The 19,511-nt window shown below is 61.9% G+C and carries 18 protein-coding genes, 1 tRNA gene and 2 rRNA genes (1 of these 21 only partly in view); 10 read left to right on the top strand and 11 right to left on the bottom strand.

Annotated features, from left to right (window positions below; translation table 11 throughout):
* The first annotated feature begins 20 nt into the window (after positions 1–20).
* The 5 genes from FIU85_RS13100 to FIU85_RS13080 all read left to right on the top strand — a co-directional run bounded on the left by FIU85_RS13100 (position 21) and on the right by FIU85_RS13080 (position 4,518).
* Positions 21–269, top strand: coding sequence for a hypothetical protein (locus FIU85_RS13100; RefSeq protein ID WP_057793239.1), 249 nt, complete (start codon positions 21–23; stop codon positions 267–269).
* Positions 266–643: a type II toxin-antitoxin system death-on-curing family toxin gene (locus tag FIU85_RS13095; protein ID WP_152497198.1), complete on the top strand. Its 378-nt coding sequence runs from the start codon at positions 266–268 to the stop codon at positions 641–643. Before FIU85_RS13100 ends, FIU85_RS13095 begins: the two co-directional genes overlap by 4 nt.
* Before the next feature lie 88 nt (positions 644–731).
* Positions 732–2,690, top strand: a complete 1,959-nt coding sequence (gene parE / locus FIU85_RS13090; RefSeq protein ID WP_152497197.1) for a DNA topoisomerase IV subunit B — start codon at positions 732–734, stop codon at positions 2,688–2,690.
* 51 nt (positions 2,691–2,741) lie between these two features.
* The gene (locus tag FIU85_RS13085) at positions 2,742–3,260 is read left to right on the top strand and encodes a hypothetical protein (protein ID WP_152497196.1); all 519 of its coding nucleotides are present in this window, start codon (positions 2,742–2,744) and stop codon (positions 3,258–3,260) included.
* A gap of 574 nt (positions 3,261–3,834) precedes the next feature.
* A complete protein-coding gene (locus FIU85_RS13080) occupies positions 3,835–4,518 on the top strand; it encodes a hypothetical protein (protein WP_152497195.1) in 684 nt (227 codons plus the stop codon).
* Here the strand turns inward: FIU85_RS13080 and FIU85_RS13075 are convergent.
* Both FIU85_RS13075 and FIU85_RS13070 read right to left on the bottom strand, forming a co-directional pair.
* Positions 4,515–4,913 carry a cytochrome c gene (locus FIU85_RS13075; RefSeq protein ID WP_152497194.1) on the bottom strand — a complete coding sequence of 133 codons (399 nt, stop codon included), beginning with the start codon at positions 4,911–4,913 and terminating at the stop codon, positions 4,515–4,517. The genes FIU85_RS13080 and FIU85_RS13075 overlap by 4 nt on opposite strands.
* Positions 4,914–4,974: 61 nt before the next feature.
* Positions 4,975–6,549 carry a lysine--tRNA ligase gene (locus FIU85_RS13070; RefSeq protein WP_152497193.1) on the bottom strand — a complete coding sequence of 525 codons (1,575 nt, stop codon included), beginning with the start codon at positions 6,547–6,549 and terminating at the stop codon, positions 4,975–4,977.
* Positions 6,550–6,663: 114 nt separating this feature from the next.
* Here FIU85_RS13070 and FIU85_RS13065 point away from each other — a divergent pair, with 114 nt between their 5' ends.
* The 3 genes from FIU85_RS13065 (at position 6,664) to FIU85_RS13055 (ending at position 8,572) form a co-directional block, all read left to right on the top strand.
* Complete coding sequence (locus FIU85_RS13065; protein ID WP_152497192.1) at positions 6,664–7,089, top strand: tellurite resistance TerB family protein; 426 nt, start codon at positions 6,664–6,666, stop codon at positions 7,087–7,089.
* An 87-nt stretch (positions 7,090–7,176) separates the two neighbouring features.
* Positions 7,177–7,413, top strand: a complete 237-nt coding sequence (locus FIU85_RS13060) for an Lrp/AsnC ligand binding domain-containing protein (protein ID WP_152494000.1) — start codon at positions 7,177–7,179, stop codon at positions 7,411–7,413.
* Positions 7,414–7,435: 22 nt separating this feature from the next.
* A complete protein-coding gene (locus FIU85_RS13055) occupies positions 7,436–8,572 on the top strand; it encodes an ABC transporter substrate-binding protein (RefSeq protein ID WP_152497191.1) in 1,137 nt (378 codons plus the stop codon).
* A gap of 735 nt (positions 8,573–9,307) precedes the next feature.
* On the opposite strand, the gene FIU85_RS13050 is transcribed toward FIU85_RS13055, so the two are convergent.
* The 3 genes from FIU85_RS13050 to FIU85_RS13040 form a co-directional block, all read right to left on the bottom strand.
* Positions 9,308–9,505 (bottom strand): hypothetical protein, encoded by a 198-nt coding sequence (locus tag FIU85_RS13050; RefSeq protein ID WP_152497190.1) that lies wholly within the window; start codon positions 9,503–9,505, stop codon positions 9,308–9,310.
* Between the two features lie 242 nt (positions 9,506–9,747).
* Complete coding sequence (locus FIU85_RS13045) at positions 9,748–10,491, bottom strand: amino acid ABC transporter ATP-binding protein (RefSeq protein WP_152497189.1); 744 nt, start codon at positions 10,489–10,491, stop codon at positions 9,748–9,750.
* Positions 10,492–10,505: 14 nt separating this feature from the next.
* Complete coding sequence (locus tag FIU85_RS13040) at positions 10,506–11,153, bottom strand: amino acid ABC transporter permease (protein ID WP_152494004.1); 648 nt, start codon at positions 11,151–11,153, stop codon at positions 10,506–10,508.
* A gap of 300 nt (positions 11,154–11,453) precedes the next feature.
* Here FIU85_RS13040 and FIU85_RS13035 point away from each other — a divergent pair, with 300 nt between their 5' ends.
* Positions 11,454–12,290: a transporter substrate-binding domain-containing protein gene (locus FIU85_RS13035; RefSeq protein WP_152494005.1), complete on the top strand. Its 837-nt coding sequence runs from the start codon at positions 11,454–11,456 to the stop codon at positions 12,288–12,290.
* 100 nt (positions 12,291–12,390) lie between these two features.
* Here FIU85_RS13035 and FIU85_RS13030 read toward each other — a convergent pair whose 3' ends face one another.
* Complete coding sequence (locus tag FIU85_RS13030; protein WP_152497188.1) at positions 12,391–13,164, bottom strand: enoyl-CoA hydratase/isomerase family protein; 774 nt, start codon at positions 13,162–13,164, stop codon at positions 12,391–12,393.
* Positions 13,165–13,182: 18 nt separating this feature from the next.
* Positions 13,183–14,718: an AMP-binding protein gene (locus tag FIU85_RS13025; RefSeq protein ID WP_152497187.1), complete on the bottom strand. Its 1,536-nt coding sequence runs from the start codon at positions 14,716–14,718 to the stop codon at positions 13,183–13,185.
* Positions 14,719–14,844: 126 nt separating this feature from the next.
* Here FIU85_RS13025 and FIU85_RS13020 point away from each other — a divergent pair, with 126 nt between their 5' ends.
* Positions 14,845–15,627, top strand: a complete 783-nt coding sequence (locus FIU85_RS13020; protein ID WP_152497186.1) for an IclR family transcriptional regulator — start codon at positions 14,845–14,847, stop codon at positions 15,625–15,627.
* A gap of 166 nt (positions 15,628–15,793) precedes the next feature.
* Here the strand turns inward: FIU85_RS13020 and FIU85_RS13015 are convergent.
* From FIU85_RS13015 to FIU85_RS13000, 4 genes are all read right to left on the bottom strand, one after another.
* Positions 15,794–15,870, bottom strand: a tRNA-Met gene (locus tag FIU85_RS13015).
* 92 nt (positions 15,871–15,962) lie between these two features.
* Entirely contained in the window at positions 15,963–17,399 is a 1,437-nt protein-coding gene (locus FIU85_RS13010; protein WP_152497185.1) for a DUF2252 domain-containing protein, read from the bottom strand.
* A gap of 207 nt (positions 17,400–17,606) precedes the next feature.
* A 5S ribosomal RNA gene (gene rrf, locus FIU85_RS13005) occupies positions 17,607–17,721 on the bottom strand.
* A gap of 89 nt (positions 17,722–17,810) precedes the next feature.
* Positions 17,811–19,511: ribosomal RNA gene (locus FIU85_RS13000) — 23S ribosomal RNA — on the bottom strand; it runs 1,745 nt beyond the window's last position.

Here is a 19,511-nt window from a genome sequence, read left to right as displayed (position 1 = left end):
CATATTTTCGGAGTCACACCATGAAACGCCTGCACACGAACCAGATCTGCACCATGACCGAACTGCGCGAACCGCAAAAGGTACTCGACCGTGCGGGCGGCAAGCCGGTGGCGATCATGAAGAATTCGCGCTGCGTCGGCTACCTCGTCCCCGAGGAGGCGTCGCTGCAAGGCGAGCCGCGCTATGCCACGATGGACGAGGTCATGGCCGCCGTAGAGGCCACCCGCGAACAGGCGCAGCCGGTGCTTGAGTACCTCAAGGACAAATGAGCTTTCTGCTTCTCTCCGCCGATCAGGTGGAGGCGCTTCACGACATGGCTTTGAACCCCGGCGAATTGCCGGGGCGCGCGCGGGATAAGTCGCTGGAAGGTGCGCTCGCGCGCGTGGACAACCGGCTGGTCTACGGCATGATCGAGGATGTATTCGAACTCGCTGCCGCCTATGCCGCGGCGGTCGCACAGGGCCATTGCTTCAACGACGGCAACAAGCGCACGGCCTATCGCACCATGCTGATTTGCCTGACACTGCACGGCGTGTCGATCACCCATGACACCGAAGAAATCGGCCAGATCATCATCGCCCTCGCGCAGGGCAAGCTGGCCGAGGACGACCTGGCCGACTGGCTGCGCACAAAGGCGACGTAGGGTGCGTTTTCAACGCACCTGACCACTTCCCCCACCGCTTTCGCTCTGCCATACTGCGCAACAACCCATAAAACAAAGAGCAGCGCGTATGGCCGACGACCTTCTGACACCCACCGATTCCGGCACTTACGACGCCTCCTCGATCGAGGTGCTGGAGGGGCTGGAGCCCGTCCGCAAGCGCCCCGGCATGTATATCGGCGGCACGGACGAACGGGCGCTGCATCACCTGGTGGCCGAGATCCTCGACAACTCGATGGACGAGGCCGTGGCCGGCCATGCCAACCGGATCGAGGTCGAGCTGCACGAGGATCATTCCATCACCATCCGCGACAACGGCCGCGGCATGCCGGTGGACGAACACCCCAAGTTCCCCGGAAAATCCGCGCTCGAGGTCATCCTCTGCACCCTGCACGCGGGCGGCAAGTTCTCGGGCAAGGCCTACCAGACCTCGGGCGGTCTGCACGGCGTCGGCGCGTCGGTGGTGAACGCGCTGTCGGACATCCTGATCGTGCAGGTGGCCCGTGACAAGAAACTCTACGAACAGCGCTTTTCCCGCGGCATCCCGCAGGGCAAGCTGGAAGAGGTCGGCGCCGCGCCCAACCGCCGCGGCACCACCGTGACCTTTCATGCCGACGAGCAGATCTTCGGCCATCACCGGTTCAAGCCCGCGCGGCTCTTCAGCTCGATCCGCTCCAAGGCCTATCTGTTCTCGGGCGTCGAGATCCGCTGGAAATCCGCCATCCCCGACGGCGACACCCCGCAAGAGGCCACGTTCCACTTTCCCGGGGGCCTTGCCGATTACCTGCGCGAGACGATGGGCACCGCCTCGACCTATGCCGAGAACCCCTTTGCCGGCACCGTCGATTTCCAGGAACGCTTCGGCACGCCGGGCAAGGTCGAATGGGCGATCAACTGGACGCCCAGCCGCGACGGCTTTCTGCAAAGCTACTGTAACACCGTCCCCACGCCCGAGGGCGGCACGCATGTCGCCGGCTTCTGGGCCGCGATCGTCAAGGGCATCAAGGCCTATGGCGAGCTGGTCAACAACAAGAAAGCCGCCAACATCACCCGCGACGACCTGATGACGGGCGGCTGCGCGCTGGTCTCGTGCTTTATCCGCGAGCCGGAATTCGTCGGCCAGACCAAGGACCGCCTCGCCACGACCGAGGCGCAGCGTCTGGTTGAAAACGCCGTGCGCGACCATTTCGACAACTGGCTGGCGGCGGATACGAAATCGGCGGGGGCCATCCTGGATTTTCTGGTGCTGCGAGCAGAGGAACGCCTGCGCCGCAGGGCCGAGAAGGAAACACAACGCAAATCCGCCACAAAAAAACTCCGCCTCCCCGGCAAGTTGGTGGATTGCTCGTCTTCAACCCGCGACGGCACCGAATTGTTCATCGTCGAGGGCGATTCCGCCGGTGGCTCGGCGAAAATGGGCCGCGACCGCAAGACGCAAGCCCTGCTGCCCCTACGCGGCAAGATCCTGAACGTGCTGGGCGCGGCCAGCTCGAAACTGGGCTCGAACGCCGAGATCAACGACCTCACGCAAGCGCTTGGCGTCGGCCTTGGCACGCGGTTCAACATCGACGACCTGCGCTATGACAAGATCATCATCATGACAGACGCGGACGTGGACGGCGCCCATATCGCCTCGCTCCTGATGACGTTCTTCTTCACCCAGATGCGGCCCATGATCGACGCGGGCCACCTCTACCTCGCCTGCCCGCCGCTCTATCGCCTGACGCAAGGCGCCAAGCGCGTCTACTGCATCGACGAGGCCGAGCGCGACGCGTGGCTGGAAAAGGGCCTTGGCGGCAAGGGCAAGATCGACGTCAGCCGCTTCAAGGGCCTGGGCGAGATGGACGCCAAGGACCTCAAGGAAACCACGATGGACCCCGCGACCCGCAAGCTCATCCGCGTGACCATCGACGAGGACGAACCCGGCGAGACCGGCGACCTGGTGGAGCGCCTGATGGGCAAGAAGCCCGAACTGCGGTTCCAGTATATCCAGGAGAACGCGCGGTTCGTGGAGGAGTTGGATGTTTGAGTTTTTCGGAGTGGCCAATTGGCACTAAGCAATATTGTAGAACACTCAGACTTGGACAAAACACGCAAGTCACTTTGGGTCGCAAGCATTTTTACTCTTGTTGTTGCCAACGCGGTCTTCCAGACCGATAGCATAGACCTATTCGGCCTAAAGTTACTCGTTTGCCAATCAGAACTCATAGCGGTTGGAAAGCTTACTATCTCTGTTTTGCTTTTTGTATTTGCAATGCATTCGGTCGTTCCTCTTTCAAACTGGTTCCAGTCAAGAAGCGAAGATAACTACGAATTTTGGGAAAGCGCTGCGAAATCTGAAATTGAGGAAATCGAAAATCAAGTCAGCGGGTCGGAAACAGAGGACTACAGTTGGGAGGATCAAGCCGATCCGTGGATTGTCAATTTTCACTATGAGAAAATCAAACGCCTAAAAAGGCTTGAAATTTTGAGCAATTTCAGCGCCGCAGCTTCCGGACTTGTTGAGTTCATACTGCGATACGCATTCACAATATTAGTCGCTTTCTATTCGCTCTTTCTACCGGAGCAGCTAAGCAATTTACTGAAACTTTTTCAATAGAAACGCAATCGCTTAGCAATACCAGATTCTCAATTCCGCGCGGAATCAAGGCGCAGCACGCTGCGCCGCCGCGCGATCGCCAGACCGCCCCCCGGGCTGGCGATTGGCTGACGCAGGCACTCCGATCAGAGGTCATGCGGACACCGCAGCCATAAAGCGCCCTGAACACCCCTCGGATCGCCACCCCGCGGTCTGGCCCTCGCGCGGCTTCCCCTGCTCCATGTCATCCTCGGGCCTGACCCGAGGATCTCTCAATCCAAGAGATCCCCGATCACGTCGGGGATGACGGCTTCGGGGAGCAACTGGCGGTCTGGCCCTCGCGCGGCCTCTCCACCCCGAACCGCCCGTCCCGGACTTGATCCGGGACCTCCCCGCCACCAAAACCACCGCACGCCCCGTTAACCCCGGCAGATCCCGAAAACCGCACCGTCGCGATACCACTCGGATACCGACGCGATACCGACGTGCCAAATCTGCCCCATCCCCCTTGTTAACCAAGGCGAACGGACGCGATTCGGGCCGGGGTTCACATTCCCTCTATCCGGTCCATTCATCCCCCGTTAACCTGCCGGACATGCGCTGGCTTTTCCTGCTCTCTCTCGCCGTCCTGATCTCCTGTGGCCGTCCCCTGACGGACACCGAGAAAGCCTTCACCCACCAGATCCACGGGTCCTCCATCGACACGGGCCGCATCCGGCTGGTCGAGGGCGCCCTGATCGGCAAGACCACCTATACCCGCAAGAAACGCCCCCGCCTTGCCTGCCGCGAGCGCATCTTCCCGCCCCAGGCCGAGGAGACCAAGGAGGTCACCGTCAGCCCCGCCGCCTTCGTGCTGTTCAGCAAGGTCTTCTATTCCAAAGACTGGTACCTGAAGGATTACCTGCCCGACTATGACGAACGGTTCTACCTGGTCGAGGCGATGCTCTTTGCCCACGAGATGACCCATGTATGGCAATGGCAGAACCGCCGCCAGACGGGCTATACCCCGCTCAAGGCCGTGCGCGAGCATCAGGTCAGCGACGACCCCTACCTCTTTGACATCGACACGCAGACGCGGTTCCTCGACTTCGGCTATGAACAGCAGGCGTCCATCGTCGAGGAATATGTCTGCTGCGCCACGCTGGACCCCAAGGCGCCACGCACCAAGCGATTGAAATCATTGCTCGAAGGCGCGTTTCCGCTGGGCAAGCTGACCCTCCCCGACACCGTCGTGCTGCCCTGGGACGGGGTCGAGTTGAACGGGATCTGCCGGGTTTAGTCCTGGATGCTTTCGATATAGAAAAGCAGCGCGGCCAGCGGGCGCGGCGTCGGCGTCATCACCCCGTCGCCCACGTCCACGGGCACCGTGTCACCCTGCAACAGCAGGCCGAATTCCGGCATCTCGTGCCCCGGCAGGCCGGTGCGGTCATAGCCGTCGATCACCGACAGGACCCGCGTGCGGGAGAACACGCCGTCCTCCTTCAGCGCCGTCAGGTCGGCGGGGGGCGGATTGTACGATCCGGCCCAGGTGCCGTTGCCCATGCCGTTCCGGCCGTGGCAGACGGCACAGTTCTTCTCGAAAATCTCGCGGCCCTCTTCGGGCTCGGGCATCGAGTCCTGCGCGCTGGCCGCCCCTGCCACAAGGCACGCGGCAAGAGTAAGAGGTCTGATCATGGTCCTGCTCCCTGTCTTTTGTCCAGTCTAGCCTGCCGCGAACGGCAAGCCTTGACGTGGATCAAGCCAGCTCGCCCGCCAGCGCACGGTCGATCAGCGCCACGGTTTCGTCAACACCGTAAAGCGCGATGAACCCGCCGAACCGCGGCCCCTGGCTGGCGCCAAGCAGCGTCTCGTAGAGCGCCTTGAACCAGTCGCGCAGCGGATCGAACCGGTCGCGCCCGACGGCATAGACCACCGATTGCAGCGCCTCGTCCTCGACCGGGCCGTCATAGGCGGCCAACTGGTCGCGCAGGTCGGTCAGCGCCTCGCGTTCCAGCTCCGTGGGGGCGCGATAGGTCTTCGTCGGCGCGACGAAATCCTCGTAGTATTTCACGGCGAACCCGGCGGCGGCATCCAGATCGGGATGCGTCTCGGGGCTGGCATGGGGCGCATAGCGGTTGATGAAGCCCCAGAGCGTTTCCTTGTCATGGGCCGAGGCAACCGAGGCGAGGTTCAGCAGCATCGCAAAGGACACCACCATGCGGCTTTCGGGCACGTCGCCGTTATGGATGTGATGCACCGGGTTGTTCAGCTTGCCCGCCGCATCCTGGCCCGGATAGGCGCGCAATTGCTGGTGATACTCGTCCACCGCCCGCGGGATGACGTCGAAGAACAGCCGCTTCGCCGTCTTCGGCTTCTGGTACATGAAATAGGACAGGCTTTCGCTGCTGGCATAGGTCAGCCACTCGTCGATGCTGATCCCGTTGCCCGAGGACTTGGAAATCTTCTGCCCCTTGTCGTCAAGAAACAGCTCATAGGTGAAGTGTTCCGGCGCCGGCGTGCCAAGGGTCTCGCAGATCCTGTCATAGATCGGCGTGTTGGTGGAATGGTCCTTGCCGTACATCTCGAAATCCACGCCCAGCGCGGCCCAGCGCGCGCCGAAATCGGGCTTCCATTGCAGCTTCACATTGCCGCCGGTCACCGGCAGGGTCCATTCCCGACCATCCTCGTCGTCGAACGTGATCTCGCCCTTGGGTGCATCGACGTTCTTCATCGGCACATACAGGACACGTCCCGTTTCAGGATGCAGCGGCAGGAAAATCGAATAGGTCTGCTGCCGCTCTTCGCGCAGGCTTTTCAGCATCACCTTCATGATGTCGTCATAGCGCTCGGCAGCCCGCAGAAGCGTCTCGTCGAACTGGCCGGACTTGTAGAAATCCGTCGCCGAATAGAACTCGTATTCGAACCCGAACGTATCGAGGAACCGGCGCAGCATGGCGTTGTTGTGATGCCCGAAGCTCTCGTATTCGCCAAAGGGGTCGGGCACGCTGGTCAGCGGTTTTTGCAGATGCTCCTGCAGCATCTCCTGGTTCGGCACGTTGCCCGGCACCTTGCGCATCCCGTCCAGATCGTCGGAAAAGCAGAACAGCCGCGTCGGAATATCGCTGATCTGCTCAAAAGCGTGGCGGATCATCGTCGTGCGCAACACCTCGCCGAACGTCCCGATATGCGGCAGGCCGCTGGGGCCATAGCCGGTCTCGAAGAGGACATATCCCTTCTCGGGCGGCGCCTTTTCATAGCGTTTGAGCAGCCGGCGCGCTTCTTCAAAGGGCCAGGCTTTCGCACTCATCGCGGCGTCGCGCAGTTCGGACATGATCGGTCTCCAACGGTTGAGGCCCGCGCAAATGGCGGGCCGCCTCGGTTCCTATTGCTCCGCCCTCGGACAGTCAATATTCTGCGCCGCAACAAGCCCCTTTAAGGACAACGCATGACCGACCAGGATTCCCACCCGCTCACCCCCCAGGATTGCCTCGTGGCCGTGATGATCGCCGTTTCCGCCTCGGACGAGAACATCCGCACCGCCGAACTGGTCAAGATCGAAAGCGCGATCGACAACCTGCCGATCTTTGCCACCTATGACGTGGACCGGATGAAGACCGTGTCGCAGATGGTGTTCGACCTTTTCGCCGAAGAGGACGGGCTGGACGCGCTTTTCGGCCTGGTGACCGACAACCTGCCCGAGCGTTTGTACGAGACCGCCTATGCGCTGGCCTGCGACGTGGCGGCCGCCGACGGCGCGCTGGACGAGACCGAACTGCGGTTCCTGGGCGAGATCCGCTACCAGTTGAACATCGACCGGCTGCACGCGGCAGCCATCGAACGCGGTGCGCGGGCGCGGCACGTGCACGAGTGACATCGGGAAGCCCCGGCGAAATTCCCCATTTTCATTCAGGCCGAAAACCGCTCTAAATAAGGCCCAGCCGATCGGGAGACCTGTCACATGCGCCCACTTTTCGTGAATATCCGCTGCCGCCCCGGCACCTCCTACAAGGTGGCCGAGGAGATCGCCCTGCGCGAAATCCATTCCGAGCTTTATTCCACCTCCGGGCCGTTCGACCTGCTGCTCAAGCTCTATGTTCCCGAAGGCGAAGACGTGGGCAAATTCATCAACGAGAACGTGGCGACGATTGACAACATCGAACGCACGGAAACGACGCTGACTTTCAAGGCGTTCTGACATTCACAGGGAGAGGATGACAATGAACCTGAAATCAATTCTGGCCGCCACGGCCATGAGCGCGCTTGGCGCGATGGCCCATGCCGAAGGCGTGAAGGTCGGCATGATCACCACGCTTTCGGGCGGCGGCGCGGGCCTTGGCATCGACGTGCGCGACGGCTTTCTGCTGGCGGTCAAAATGTCGGGCAATTCCGACATCGAGGTCGTGGTCGAGGATGACCAGCGCAAGCCCGACATCGCCGTGCAACTGGCCGACAAGATGATCCAGTCCGAAAAGGTCGACGTGCTGACCGGCATCATCTGGTCGAATCTCGCCATGGCCGTGGTGCCCGCCGCCACCGCGCAGGGCAAGTTCTACCTGTCGCCCAACGCCGGCCCCTCGGCGCTGGCCGGCAAGGGCTGCAACCCCAACTATTTCAACGTGGCCTGGCAGAACGACAACCTGCACGAGGCCGCGGGCGGTTATGCCAACTCGGCCGGGTTCAAGAACACCTTCATCCTCGCGCCCAACTACCCCGCGGGGCAGGACGCCCTGACCGGCTACAAGCGCATCTACGAGGGCGAGTTGGCGGGCGAGGTCTTCACCCAGCTGGGCCAGACCGACTATGCCGCCGAGATCGCCCAGATCCGCGCCTCGGGCGCCGACAGCGTGTTCTTCTTCCTGCCGGGCGGGATGGGTATCTCGTTCCTCAAGCAATATGCCGACAGCGGCGTGGACCTGCCGGTCGTCGGCCCCGCCTTCAGTTTCGACCAGGGCATCCTTCAGGCCGTGGGCGACGCCGCGATGGGCATCAAGAACACCAGCCAGTGGAACAAGGATCTGGACAACGAGGCGAATGTGGAATTCGTCGCCGCCTTCCAGGAGGAATACGGCCGCCTGCCCTCGCTTTACGCGTCCCAGGGCTATGACACGGCGAACCTGCTCCTGTCCGCCATGGCCAAGGCCGACGTCGCGGATGCCGACGCCTTCCGGGCCGCGTTGAAGGAAGCCGATTTCGAGTCCACCAGGGGCGATTTCGAGTTCGCCTCCAACAACCACCCGATCCAGGACATCTATGTCCGCGAGGTGATCAAGGAAGGCGACGTCTACACCAACAAGATCATCGGCACCGCGCTGGAGGATCACTCCAACGTCTATGTCGACGAGTGCGAGATGTAAGACGGGTCCGCACCCCGGGGGCAGGCAGGCACCGTACCCCGGGGGTGGCTCTTTTGCATGAAGTGGCGCAGATGGGCGTCTCCTGGGGTCGAGGCGTAACGACCGCCTCAAATGCCTTGCGGGCAAGCGTGTCCATAGTTCCGAGCGCCATCGGCGGGCCGCGGCGCGGCGATCCGACGGTGGTTCGGCAGCGCTTTATCCCAGCCAGATCCGAAACAGGATCGAGTGATGTACCAAGCGTCACCCAATCGCCGGGTCGTGGGGGCGGCCCGTCGATGGCGCGGGGCCTGCGGCCCGGCTCCGCGCCGGGGCTGTAGATCAGACGTCTTGCGTGTCCCGAAAAGCCGAACGTCCAACGCGGACGCTCCGCGCGGAATCCAGGTGCAGCTTGCTGCACCGCCGCGCATCGCCGGGCCGTCCCCCGGCACGGCGATTTGGCAGGTGAAGTGCCACGCTCTCAGATCGGATGTGCTTGGCAGGCATTAATTGCCCATCACCATCGTCGGTTCGCCGCACCACGGCCCGTCGATGCGCGTCCCCTCAGCGTCAGAAAATAACGTCCGCTTCGTCCCGCAAAGCCGACCTCAACGTGCAAACCACCACATGCAAAAGCCGCCCCGAGGGGCGGCTTTGGTCTTTTCACCTTGGCGCAGCACCCTCCCGGACCCGATCCGGGAGCTCCCGGCCACAGGAGGCCCCGGGTCGGGCCCGGGGCGCGTGGCGCGGGATGCGCCGCTATTTCTTCTTCTTTTCCCCAAGCGTGACCGGGCCCGGCGCGCCGGAATGCGCCGTTGCCAGGACTTTCGGTTTTTCCTGTTTCGGCTTCTTCACTTCGCGGTTGCCGCGCCTGTTATTGCCTTTTCCCATCATGACCTCACGGTTTGAGTAACCGCCCGGCGACATGCCGGACGGGTCGATCCTCAGGAAGATCAAGGTTGCCTGGCAGGAGGCGTCAGGGCGATGACTTCGATGAGTGGCACCGGGGGATGTTCCACGACCCCGGCGCCAGGTGAAATATACGCCTGCGCCGTCGACCTCACAAGTGGTCCTGAAAGAGCATACGCGCATCGTCGCGCATTGCGCGTGACCTGCCGGTCCGCCTTCGGGGAGGCTGGTTGCGCCCCCCGCAGGCGCGGATCATCGCCCGCGGGGGGCCGACCACCCGGTGCGGTCCGTCAGTGAACCACCTTGGACAGGAAGGTCTGAAGCCGCGGCGATGACGGTGCGTCAAGCACCTGATCCGGCGGTCCCATCTCTCCGACCCGGCCTTCATCCATGAAGACGACCTTCGTCGCCACATCCCTGGCAAAGGACATTTCATGGGTGACGACCACCATCGTCGTCCCCTCTTCGGCCAGCACCTTCATCACATCCAGGACCTCGCCCACCAGTTCCGGGTCCAGCGCCGAGGTCGGTTCATCGAACAGCATCACTTCGGGTTCCAGCGCCAGCGCCCGCGCGATGGCCACCCGCTGTGCCTGCCCGCCCGAGATCTGCCCGGGCATCTGCTCGGCCCGCTCCGACAGGCCGACACGCGCAAGCAGCCGGTCTGCCCTGGCCGCCGCATCGGTGCGGTTCAGCCGCCCGTTCAGGTACGGGCCGGACATGACGTTTTCCCGCACGGTCATATGGGGAAACAGATTGAAGTTCTGGAACACCATGCCGGTCTTGGAGCGGAAGGTCGCGCGCTGAGCATCGCTGACCTTGGTCCCGGACCCGAATTCCAGCCGGCGCTCGCCAATCTCGATCTGGCCGGCGGTCGGATCCTCCAGCAGGTTCAGACACCGCAGGAAGGTGGATTTGCCACATCCCGACGGCCCGATGACCACGGCCACCTCGCCCCGGTCGATCTGGAAATCCACACCCCTCAGAACGCGGAGCTGCCCGAATTTCTTTTCAAGCCCTTTTACAGTAATCATGACAGCTTGGCCTTTCAGTGTTTGATCTCGAAACGGCTGGCAATCAGCGTGACCGGCGTCAGCACCGCAAGGTACATCAGCGCCGCGAAGGTATAGACCTCCAGCGGTCGATAGGTGCTCATGGTCAACGTCGACGCCGCGTACATCAGGTCGGGCACAGCCACGACCGACAGCAACGAGGTGTTCTTCAATTGCAGGATGGACTGGCTGACGATGGGCGGCACCATGCGGCGGGTCGCCTGGGGCAGGATGATGTGCCGCATCTTGGTCCAGTAGGAGAAGCCGAGAACGGTCGATGCCTCCCACTGCCCCTTTTCGATCGAAATCACACCGGCGCGAAAGATCTCGGCCGAAAAGGCCCCCATGTAAAGCGTCAGGCCGAGGCCCGCCGCGAACCAGTCCGGCAACGCATAGCCCGTGACCATCGGCAGGGCGTAGAAGAACCAGACGATCTGCACCAGCAGCGGCGTCGACCGGAACAACAGCACGTAGCCCGAGCCGATCCACCAGAGGACAGGCACCCGGGCCACGAGGATGAGGCCGAAGATGACCCCGATCAGCAATCCGGCGACCGAGGTGACGACGGCATAGGACAGCGTCACGCCCAAAGCGTTCATCCAGAGCGACAGGTCCCAGACCACAGACCAATCGAAGTTATACATCCAGATCTCCTTTTCTCCGGCCCCCGGAACCCTTCGGAAAACGGCCCACGGGACGGCTTCGCCCCCCTCGGACCCTGCCGGACGTTCGGTAAGGGACTCTCATTCGATGCACTCTTATAGCAGTTAATTTTCAAGATGCTAATCGCATCGCAATAACATTGTGTCTTTTTTTCACCAGAGTCGATATTCCTGCCCTTCCGCCCCTGCGGAACCTCTGGTTTATGTTGCGGGGGCCATCTAACGGGGCGTCAATTGACTCCGGGCCGACGCATAACGGCCAACCAACCTAAGGAGTCGAACGTGACACATCTTAAAATGACGACCGCCGTCATTGCCTTCTGCACCGCCGCCGTTCCGGCCGCCGCAGAGTCCATCTGGGAAAACATCAAATCGTCCGGGCAGGTTGTCTGCGGCGGCATCCAGAACTACCCGCCCACCTCGTTCCATGTCGGGGGCGATCTGGAATACGCCGGCTACGGACCCAATGTCTGCCGCCAGATCGTTGCCGATCTGAGCGAGGAGATGGGGCAGGACCTGGAGGTCGTCTGGCGCGAAACGACCTGGCAGAGCGTCGTGCTGGACCTTCAGGCCGGCCGCATCGACCTGTTCCCCGGCATGACCGCCACCGAGGAGCGCAAGAAGGCGCTGGATATGGCCGGCCCGCTCTATCAGATGACAAACTGCGTGATCGCGGGCACCGGCAAGGAAGCGATGCCGACATGGGAAGAATACAATTCCGGTGAAACCACCTTTGCCATGGTGACCGGCACCGCGCAGATCGCCTTTCTGCAAAGCGATGTCCCCGAGGCGAACATCATGTCGCTGAAGGAAATGGGCGAAACCATCATGGCCGTCCAGGCCGGTCGCGCGGATTACCTGATGCAGGAGCTGCCGATCTGCCTGCAGACCTTCGCCACCGCCCCCGATGCCTTTGCCAGCTACACCGTGCCCACCCCGGAAAACGGCAGCCCGTCTTCCGCCGGAATCCGGATGGATGACGACGGTCGCTTCAGCGATTTCGTCCAGGCCTGGGCCGACAAGAACCGGGCGGAAGGCACGGTTGCGCCGCTGATCATCGACGGGTTCGAAGCGGCAGGCATGGATGTCTCGGCGATCCCCGAAGGGATCCAGTTCTGATCCGAGGTGTCGTCCGGGCCTCGTGGCCCGGGCACGCCCCTTTCCGATACGCAAAAGGCCGGCGGTTCGCCGGCCTTTTGTCTTTTCACCGCTGAACGCCTCAGGAGGCTTTCTTGCGATCCAGAAACTTGCTCATTTCCGCCTGCGTGTGACCTTCTGCAAAGGCCTTCTTGTGCAAGGTGCGCGCCAGCTCGAAGGTTTCGTCAAAGCTGTGCTGGGTGGCCGCCACGATCCGCTGCTTGTTGAGCGAATAGGCTTGTTTCGGCAGCGCCGCCAGCTCCTGCGCCAGGGCGATGGCGCGCGGCAGGACCTGGTCCTGCTCGACGATCTCGTTGATCAGACCCAGGCTATGGCATTCGTCCGCCGACACGATGCGCCCGGTCTGCACAAGGTCGATCGCGCGCGCAAGGCCCAGCATTTCCCGGATGATCCAGAACCCGGTGACCGAGGCGATGCCCTGTTTGATCTCCGGCTGACCCATCGGCGAATTGGCGTGCCCCACGCGCATGTCGCACAACAGCGCCACCTGGAACGCGGACCCGGCCGCGATCCCGTTCAGCGCGCCGATGAAGGGCTTTTCGAACCGGCGGATCAGGTTGTACAGGGTGCGCCATTCCTCGATCCACAGCTCGGCCCGCGCCGCGTCAAAGCTCTTGCCCTCGTTCAGGTCCTGCCCGGCGCAGAAGGCCCGGTCGCCCGCGCCGGTCAGGATAACGGCTTCGACCTCGGGATCGGTGTCCGCGGCGATGATCGCCTTGCACAGATCGTTCCGCATGGGGGTGTCCCAGGCATTCAGCCGCTTGGGTTTGTTCAGGGTGATGATCTGGATCGACCCTTCGCGGGTCACAAGGATCGGATCGGTAGCGTCAGACATGGTGTTTCTCTCTCTGCTTCAGTGTCTCGTCCAGTCACCGGCGCGGGTCGCGTCCAGCTTGTGTTTCATGATCCTCTGGCTCGGGGTTCGTTCGAACTCCTGCACGAAGGTGATGAATTGCGGAAGCTGATGCGGCGCGAGCTTGCCCGCCAGCCAGTCGAACAGCGCCGCGCCGGTCAGGGTCTGACCGGGGGCCGATTGCACGTAGATCTTGATGTCCGCCTCGCCGATCTCGGCCTCCACCGGGATCGCGGCACAGGCGGCCACGGCATCGTGCTGTTCCACCACGTGTTCGACCTCCCAGGCCGAGACGTTCTCGCCCCGAACCCGGATGGTGTCCTTCATGCGGCCGTGAAACTTCAGTCGTCCCTCGGCATCCAGCGACCCCATGTCGCCGGTGTGCAGCCGACCGTCCCGCAGCGCCTCACGGGTGGCTTCGACCGAATTCATATAGCCCTTGAACAGCGCAGTTTCGCAGTCGGGGCGGGGCGTTACAACGATCTCACCCCTTTCTCCGGTGGCAAGGACCCGCCCGTCCCGGTCGCGGATCGACACCTCGAACCACGGCAGCGCGCGACCGACATAGCCGGGCAGCCCCTCGACATTGACCGTCGACAGGCTCGAGGCCTCGGTCATGCCGTAGCCTTCGGTGATCCGCAGGCCGAACCGCGCCTCGGAGGCTTTCCACGTCTCGGTATCACAGCCGCCGCCCCAGGCGATGGCGACCTGGTGTTCCTTGTCGTCCGGGCGGGCGGGCTGTTTCAGCAGCATCTGCAGAACGCCGCCCAGATGGTGGATCCGCGTCGCGCCACAGGCCCGCACCTGATCCCAGAATCCGGACGCTGTGAACTTCGCCGTCAGCGCCAGCTGCACATCCCGGATCAGCGGCAGAACGACGACCTGCGCGCCCCCGATATGGTGGAAGGGTTCCCATGTATAATAGATGGCACCCGGTTCGGCTTGCGAGGAAATCGCAGCACTTTCAGCAGAATACCGCAGCATCGCATGGGTGAGGGGCACCGCCTTGGGCCGCCCCGTGGTGCCGGAGGTGAACAGGATCATGCACAGATCCTCCGCCTCGGGCAGGACCGGCGTGATCGCCGGGGCCTCTCCCAGTGCGGCGCACAATCCGGCGTCCTGCGGGCGCACCAGCACGTCGCAGCCCGCCGTGCGGGCGACCTCTTCGGCCTCTTCTTCCACGATCAGCAGGGTCACGTCGGCTTCGGTCACGGTATAGGTCACGCCGCTGGCCACCTGGCGCAGGCCGACCGGCACCCAGACCGCCCCCAGCAGGCCCAGGGCAAAGGCCGCGGCGCTGGTATCGACATGCGTCCCCAGCATCAGGCCAACACGGTCGCCGCGCCCGACGCCGCGGGCGGAAAGCCCCGCGGCAATGGTCAGCGCGCGCGCCTGCACCGAACCGATCGTGTGATCCTGCCACACGCCGTTGACAAGTTCCGACGCGTAGATCCGCTCCGGGTTCTCCGAAGCCTTCTGCCCCAGCAGATGCAGAAAACCCGATCCTGCCCATGAAGTATGTGTTGTGTCCGTCATGCTCGATTTCCAACCTGATCGGTCGTGTTACTGGTTGACCATAATATCGCGATGCGATAACCTTTCATTACAATATAAGCGCCGCGTTTCTGCGGTGTCAATGCGTGCGGAGGCGGGAAAACCGAAATGGCGGAGTCTGATGACCTGAACGACCCATTGATGGTCAGTGCCGTGGAAAAAGCCTTTCGCGTGCTGGCCGCGTTTGACGAGGCGACACCGCGGCAGACGCTGACCCAGCTTGCGGAAAACTCCGGCCTCGATCGGTCGGCCGCGCAACGCTATTCCCATACGTTGTGGCGGCTGGGGTACCTGCACAAGGACAAGCGCACCAAGTCGTTCGAACTGACCCCGAAGACCCTGAGCCTTGCCTACCAGTATACCCGGTCCAGTCCGATCGTCCTGCGGTCGCACCCCTATCTGTCTCACCTGAACAAGGCGACAGAGGAGGCCGTGTCGCTTACCGTGCTCGACGGGACCGAGGTGATCTACCTGTCGCGCTACCTGTCTCCCAACGTCCTGGATACGGACGTGATCGTGGGGTCGCGCCTGCCGGCCTATTGTTCGGCAGGCGGTCTGGCGATCCTGTCCACGATGGAGGACGCAGAGATTGACGCGCTGCTGGATCGGTCCGACCTGCGCGCCTTTACCCGTCACACCGTGTACGACCGCAAGGGCATCTGGGAGGCGATCAACAGGACCCGCAGCCGCGGCTTTGCCCTTGTCGAGGAACAGATCTACACCGGCGACATCACGCTCGCGGTGGCGCTGCGCCTGCCCGGCAACGAAGGGGTTGCCGCCGTCAGCCTCGGGGCCTCCCTCTTTCGCTATGACGCCAAGCAGATGGTCAGCCAGTTTGCCCCCATGCTGCTGGCTGCGACGCGGACGATGTCTCAGGGCGTACCGCTCTGAACGGGTCCGGCGCCCTCTTCGGTGACATTACACGGGTCAACGCTCTGACGCGGCGACACACGACCGTCGGCTTTTGTTGGAAAGCTTGATAGACGCGCAATCTGTCGCCCACGCACCCGGCGGATGGCCACTGCGGTAGGTCTTGCGAAGGTATCGGGGGTATCATTGGTTGCGGGGGTAGGATTTGAACCTACGACCTTCAGGTTATGAGCCTGACGAGCTACCGGGCTGCTCCACCCCGCGCCAATGCGGGCTATCTACTCCTGCACCGGGACCTTAGCAAGGGGCCGCGCCGGCATTTATTACATTTTTTTTACAAGACAGTTCGCAGGGGCCTAGCGGAAGACGACATCGAGGCTGTCGAAGGCACCCAGCTTGTGATCCTCGCGGAAAAATGCGTGATCGCGCTGCAGGCGGGCGACGGCTTCCTCGGTGAACCGGACGATATCCCCGACGAACAGGTCCAGCGGCGCGATGGCTTCCATGATCGACGGCTCGACATCATAGTCGATCCGTCCCAGGTCGTCGGACAGCGCATGGGCCTGTGCCAGCGCAGCGCCGCACACCTTGGCGTATTTCTTCCACGTCCTGTAGCTCAGGTCGTCGAGGTCGATGTCATCCCGGAACGGCGCCCGCTCGCGGCTCATGAAACTCTTTCCGTCGATCTCGACCGCGCCATAGAAAATGTCGCCATGCGCCAATTGCACGCGCTGGCCGTGCCTGATGCGCTCGGCCTGCTCGCCGGCATAGAAGGCATTGGGCGGCACCAAGCCGTCCAGGGCCGAGCGGCGGGCGGCCTTGAATTCGATGATCAGGTCGTCGGTCGCATCCTGCGACGGTCCCTCGATCAGGACGTAATAGCGCGGCAGGCCGAGCGAGGCGGTGCCCTGACCGTGGCGCACGCACACATCCTTGACCTTCAGCTCACCGGCGCGGTCGGGCGCGTCGATGCCGTTCGACTTGGCCAGGTCGTTGATGGCTTTCTGAAACTTGTCGATCTCGGTCGACAGGGGCTGCAACTCGTCATTGGACCTGAACGCCCGTCCATTGGGCGTCAGGTAATCGTCCCACAACCAGTCCCTGCGCTCTTCCCACGCCTGCTCGAACAGGCGGCGGATCACCTTGGGGGAATTGTCCGTCCGGTAGGCATCGTTGCGTTCGGTCGATTTGTTGGCGTAGTCCTGCATCGCCGTCGCATAGCCGCGCACGAACTTGCGGATGATCTTGCGGGCCTGCTTCGGCTTCAGCTCGCCCTCGGTCAGCGCCGCGATCCAGAACCCCACGGCGCCGCGCTTGATATCCCAGCTGAAGGGCGCATAGGTGGTCTCGTCAAAGTCGTTCACACCGAAGATCGGCGCGCCGTTCTTGTCGGGCATGACGCCGAAGTTCGCCGGGTGCACATCTCCCAGCGCCATGACCGTGGGCATGTGCCCGTCCTCGCCCACCATGTCGCGGTAGAACAGCAGTGCGGTGCCGCGAAAGAACTTGTACGGGCAGCCGGCCAGCTTCTCGAACTTGTCGCGCGCGCCCTTCGAGCTTTCGGTGATGCGCGCGGCATGGTCTTCACGGATCGTCGTGCGCACATGCAGCCGCCGCGCCTGGCCTTGCAGGAATTTCGGCGGAACAAGGTATTTGCCCTCGGCAATCGCGGCGCTCAGCCGCCCGAACGCCTTGGATCGCCGCTCGTAGCGCGCGTCGATCGACTTTTCAGGCGGGTCGGGCGGCTCGACCTTATTGGATTTGCCTGATTTTTCGGATTTCGCCTTGGCCATCGCGTCCCTTTCGTCCTGGCAGGTAACGAAAAGGCCGGATTGAAAGTTCCCCGCCGCGATTGTTCGCGATTGGGGTCTGGCCGTGGTCCGTCACCGCAGGGCCGCGACGCGCCGACAATGCGCAGAACAGCCGCCGCAGGGTGCGGGTCAGTCGGTAATTTGTAGGGGAAGATCGAAAGAGAGATACAATTTCAAGGACCTTACTAGGTTTGGCGGTGACCTACTCTCCCACGTCTTGAGACGCAGTACCATTGGCGCTACGGCACTTAACGGCCGGGTTCGGGATGGGACCGGGTGTTTTGCTCGTGCTATGACCACCAAACCGAGAAAGATCCTTGAACTCCAAGTCAGCACACTTGTTCAAGTGTACGGCTTCTGGATCCGCATAAGCCAATCTGGCTTCTACTGGATCAAATCAAGCCTATCGGACAATTAGTACCGGTCAACTGAACGCATTGCTGCGCTTACATCTCCGGCCTATCGACGTGGTGGTCTACCACGGTCCTCAGGGATACCTTGTTTTGAGGGGGGCTTCCCGCTTAGATGCCTTCAGCGGTTATCCTGTCCGTTCATAGCTACCCAGCACTGCCGTTGGCACGACAACTGGTCCACCAGTGGAACGTTCACCCCGGTCCTCTCGTACTAGGGGCAACTCCTCTCAAGTATCCTACACCCACGGCAGATAGGGACCGAACTGTCTCACGACGTTCTAAACCCAGCTCACGTACCTCTTTAAACGGCGAACAGCCGTACCCTTGGGACCTGCTCCAGCCCCAGGATGAGATGAGCCGACATCGAGGTGCCAAACACTGCCGTCGATATGGACTCTTGGGCAGTATCAGCCTGTTATCCCCGGCGTACCTTTTATCCGTTGAGCGATGGCCCTCCCACTTGGGACCACCGGATCACTATGGCCGTCTTTCGACTCTGCTCGACTTGTCAGTCTCGCAGTCAGGCTGGCTTATGCCATTGCACTCAACGAGCGATTTCCGACCGCTCTGAGCCAACCTTCGCGCGCCTCCGTTACGCTTTAGGAGGCGACCGCCCCAGTCAAACTACCCGCCACGCAGGGTCCCGGACCCGGATAACGGGCCGCGGTTAGACATCAAGAATGCATAGGGTGGTATCTCAAGGATGGCTCCACCACGACTAGCGTCATGGTTTCAAAGCCTACCACCTATCCTGCACAATGCAGTCCTGATGCCAGTGCGAAGCTGTAGTAAAGGTGCACGGGGTCTTTCCGTCTAACCGCGGGAAGCCTGCATCTTGACAGGCAATTCAATTTCGCTGAGTCGATGTTGGAGACAGCGGGGAAGTCGTTACGCCATTCGTGCAGGTCGGAACTTACCCGACAAGGAATTTCGCTACCTTAGGACCGTTATAGTTACGGCCGCCGTTTACCTGGGCTTCAATTCGACGCTCTCACATCTCCTTTTAACCTTCAGGCACCGGGCAGGCGTCAGACCCTATACGTCGTCTTGCGACTTCGCAGAGCCCTGTGTTTTTAGTAAACAGTCGCCACCCCCTGGTTTGTGCCCCCGGACTTCAGTTGCCTGAAACCCGGGCCTCCTTCTCGCGAACTTACGGAGGTATTTTGCCGAGTTCCTTCAACATCGTTCTCTCAAGCGCCTTGGTATTCTCTACCAGTCCACCTGTGTTGGTTTAGGGTACGATCTTATGATGGAGCTATTTCCAGGGACTGCTAAGCTGCCCATCCAATCCGATAAGGATGAACAACCCTCGCAATCCGTCACTTCCATCTGGCTCAGGAATATTAACCTGATTCCCATCGACTACGCCTTTCGGCCTCGCCTTAGGGGTCGGCTTACCCTGCTCAGATTAGCTTTAAGCAGGAACCCTTGGACTTTCGGCGAGAGTGTCTCTCACACTCTTTGTCGCTACTCATGTCATCATTCTCACTAGTGATCTCTCCACGGGATCGCTCACGCGCCCGCTTCATCGAAAGCTCCGTTCCTCCAAAGCACCTCGAAAGGTGCTGAAGAGGAGTGGAACTATGTCACACTACGCTCTGCTACCAGTGCATACGCACTCCTCGGCTTCGGCTCATGGCTTGAGCCCCGTTACATCTTCGCCGCAAGACAACTTATTTAG

Source organism: Roseovarius sp. THAF8 (assembly GCF_009363735.1).
Taxonomy (GTDB): Bacteria; Pseudomonadota; Alphaproteobacteria; order Rhodobacterales; family Rhodobacteraceae; genus Roseovarius.
This window is presented reverse-complemented; position numbering and strand designations above follow the sequence as displayed.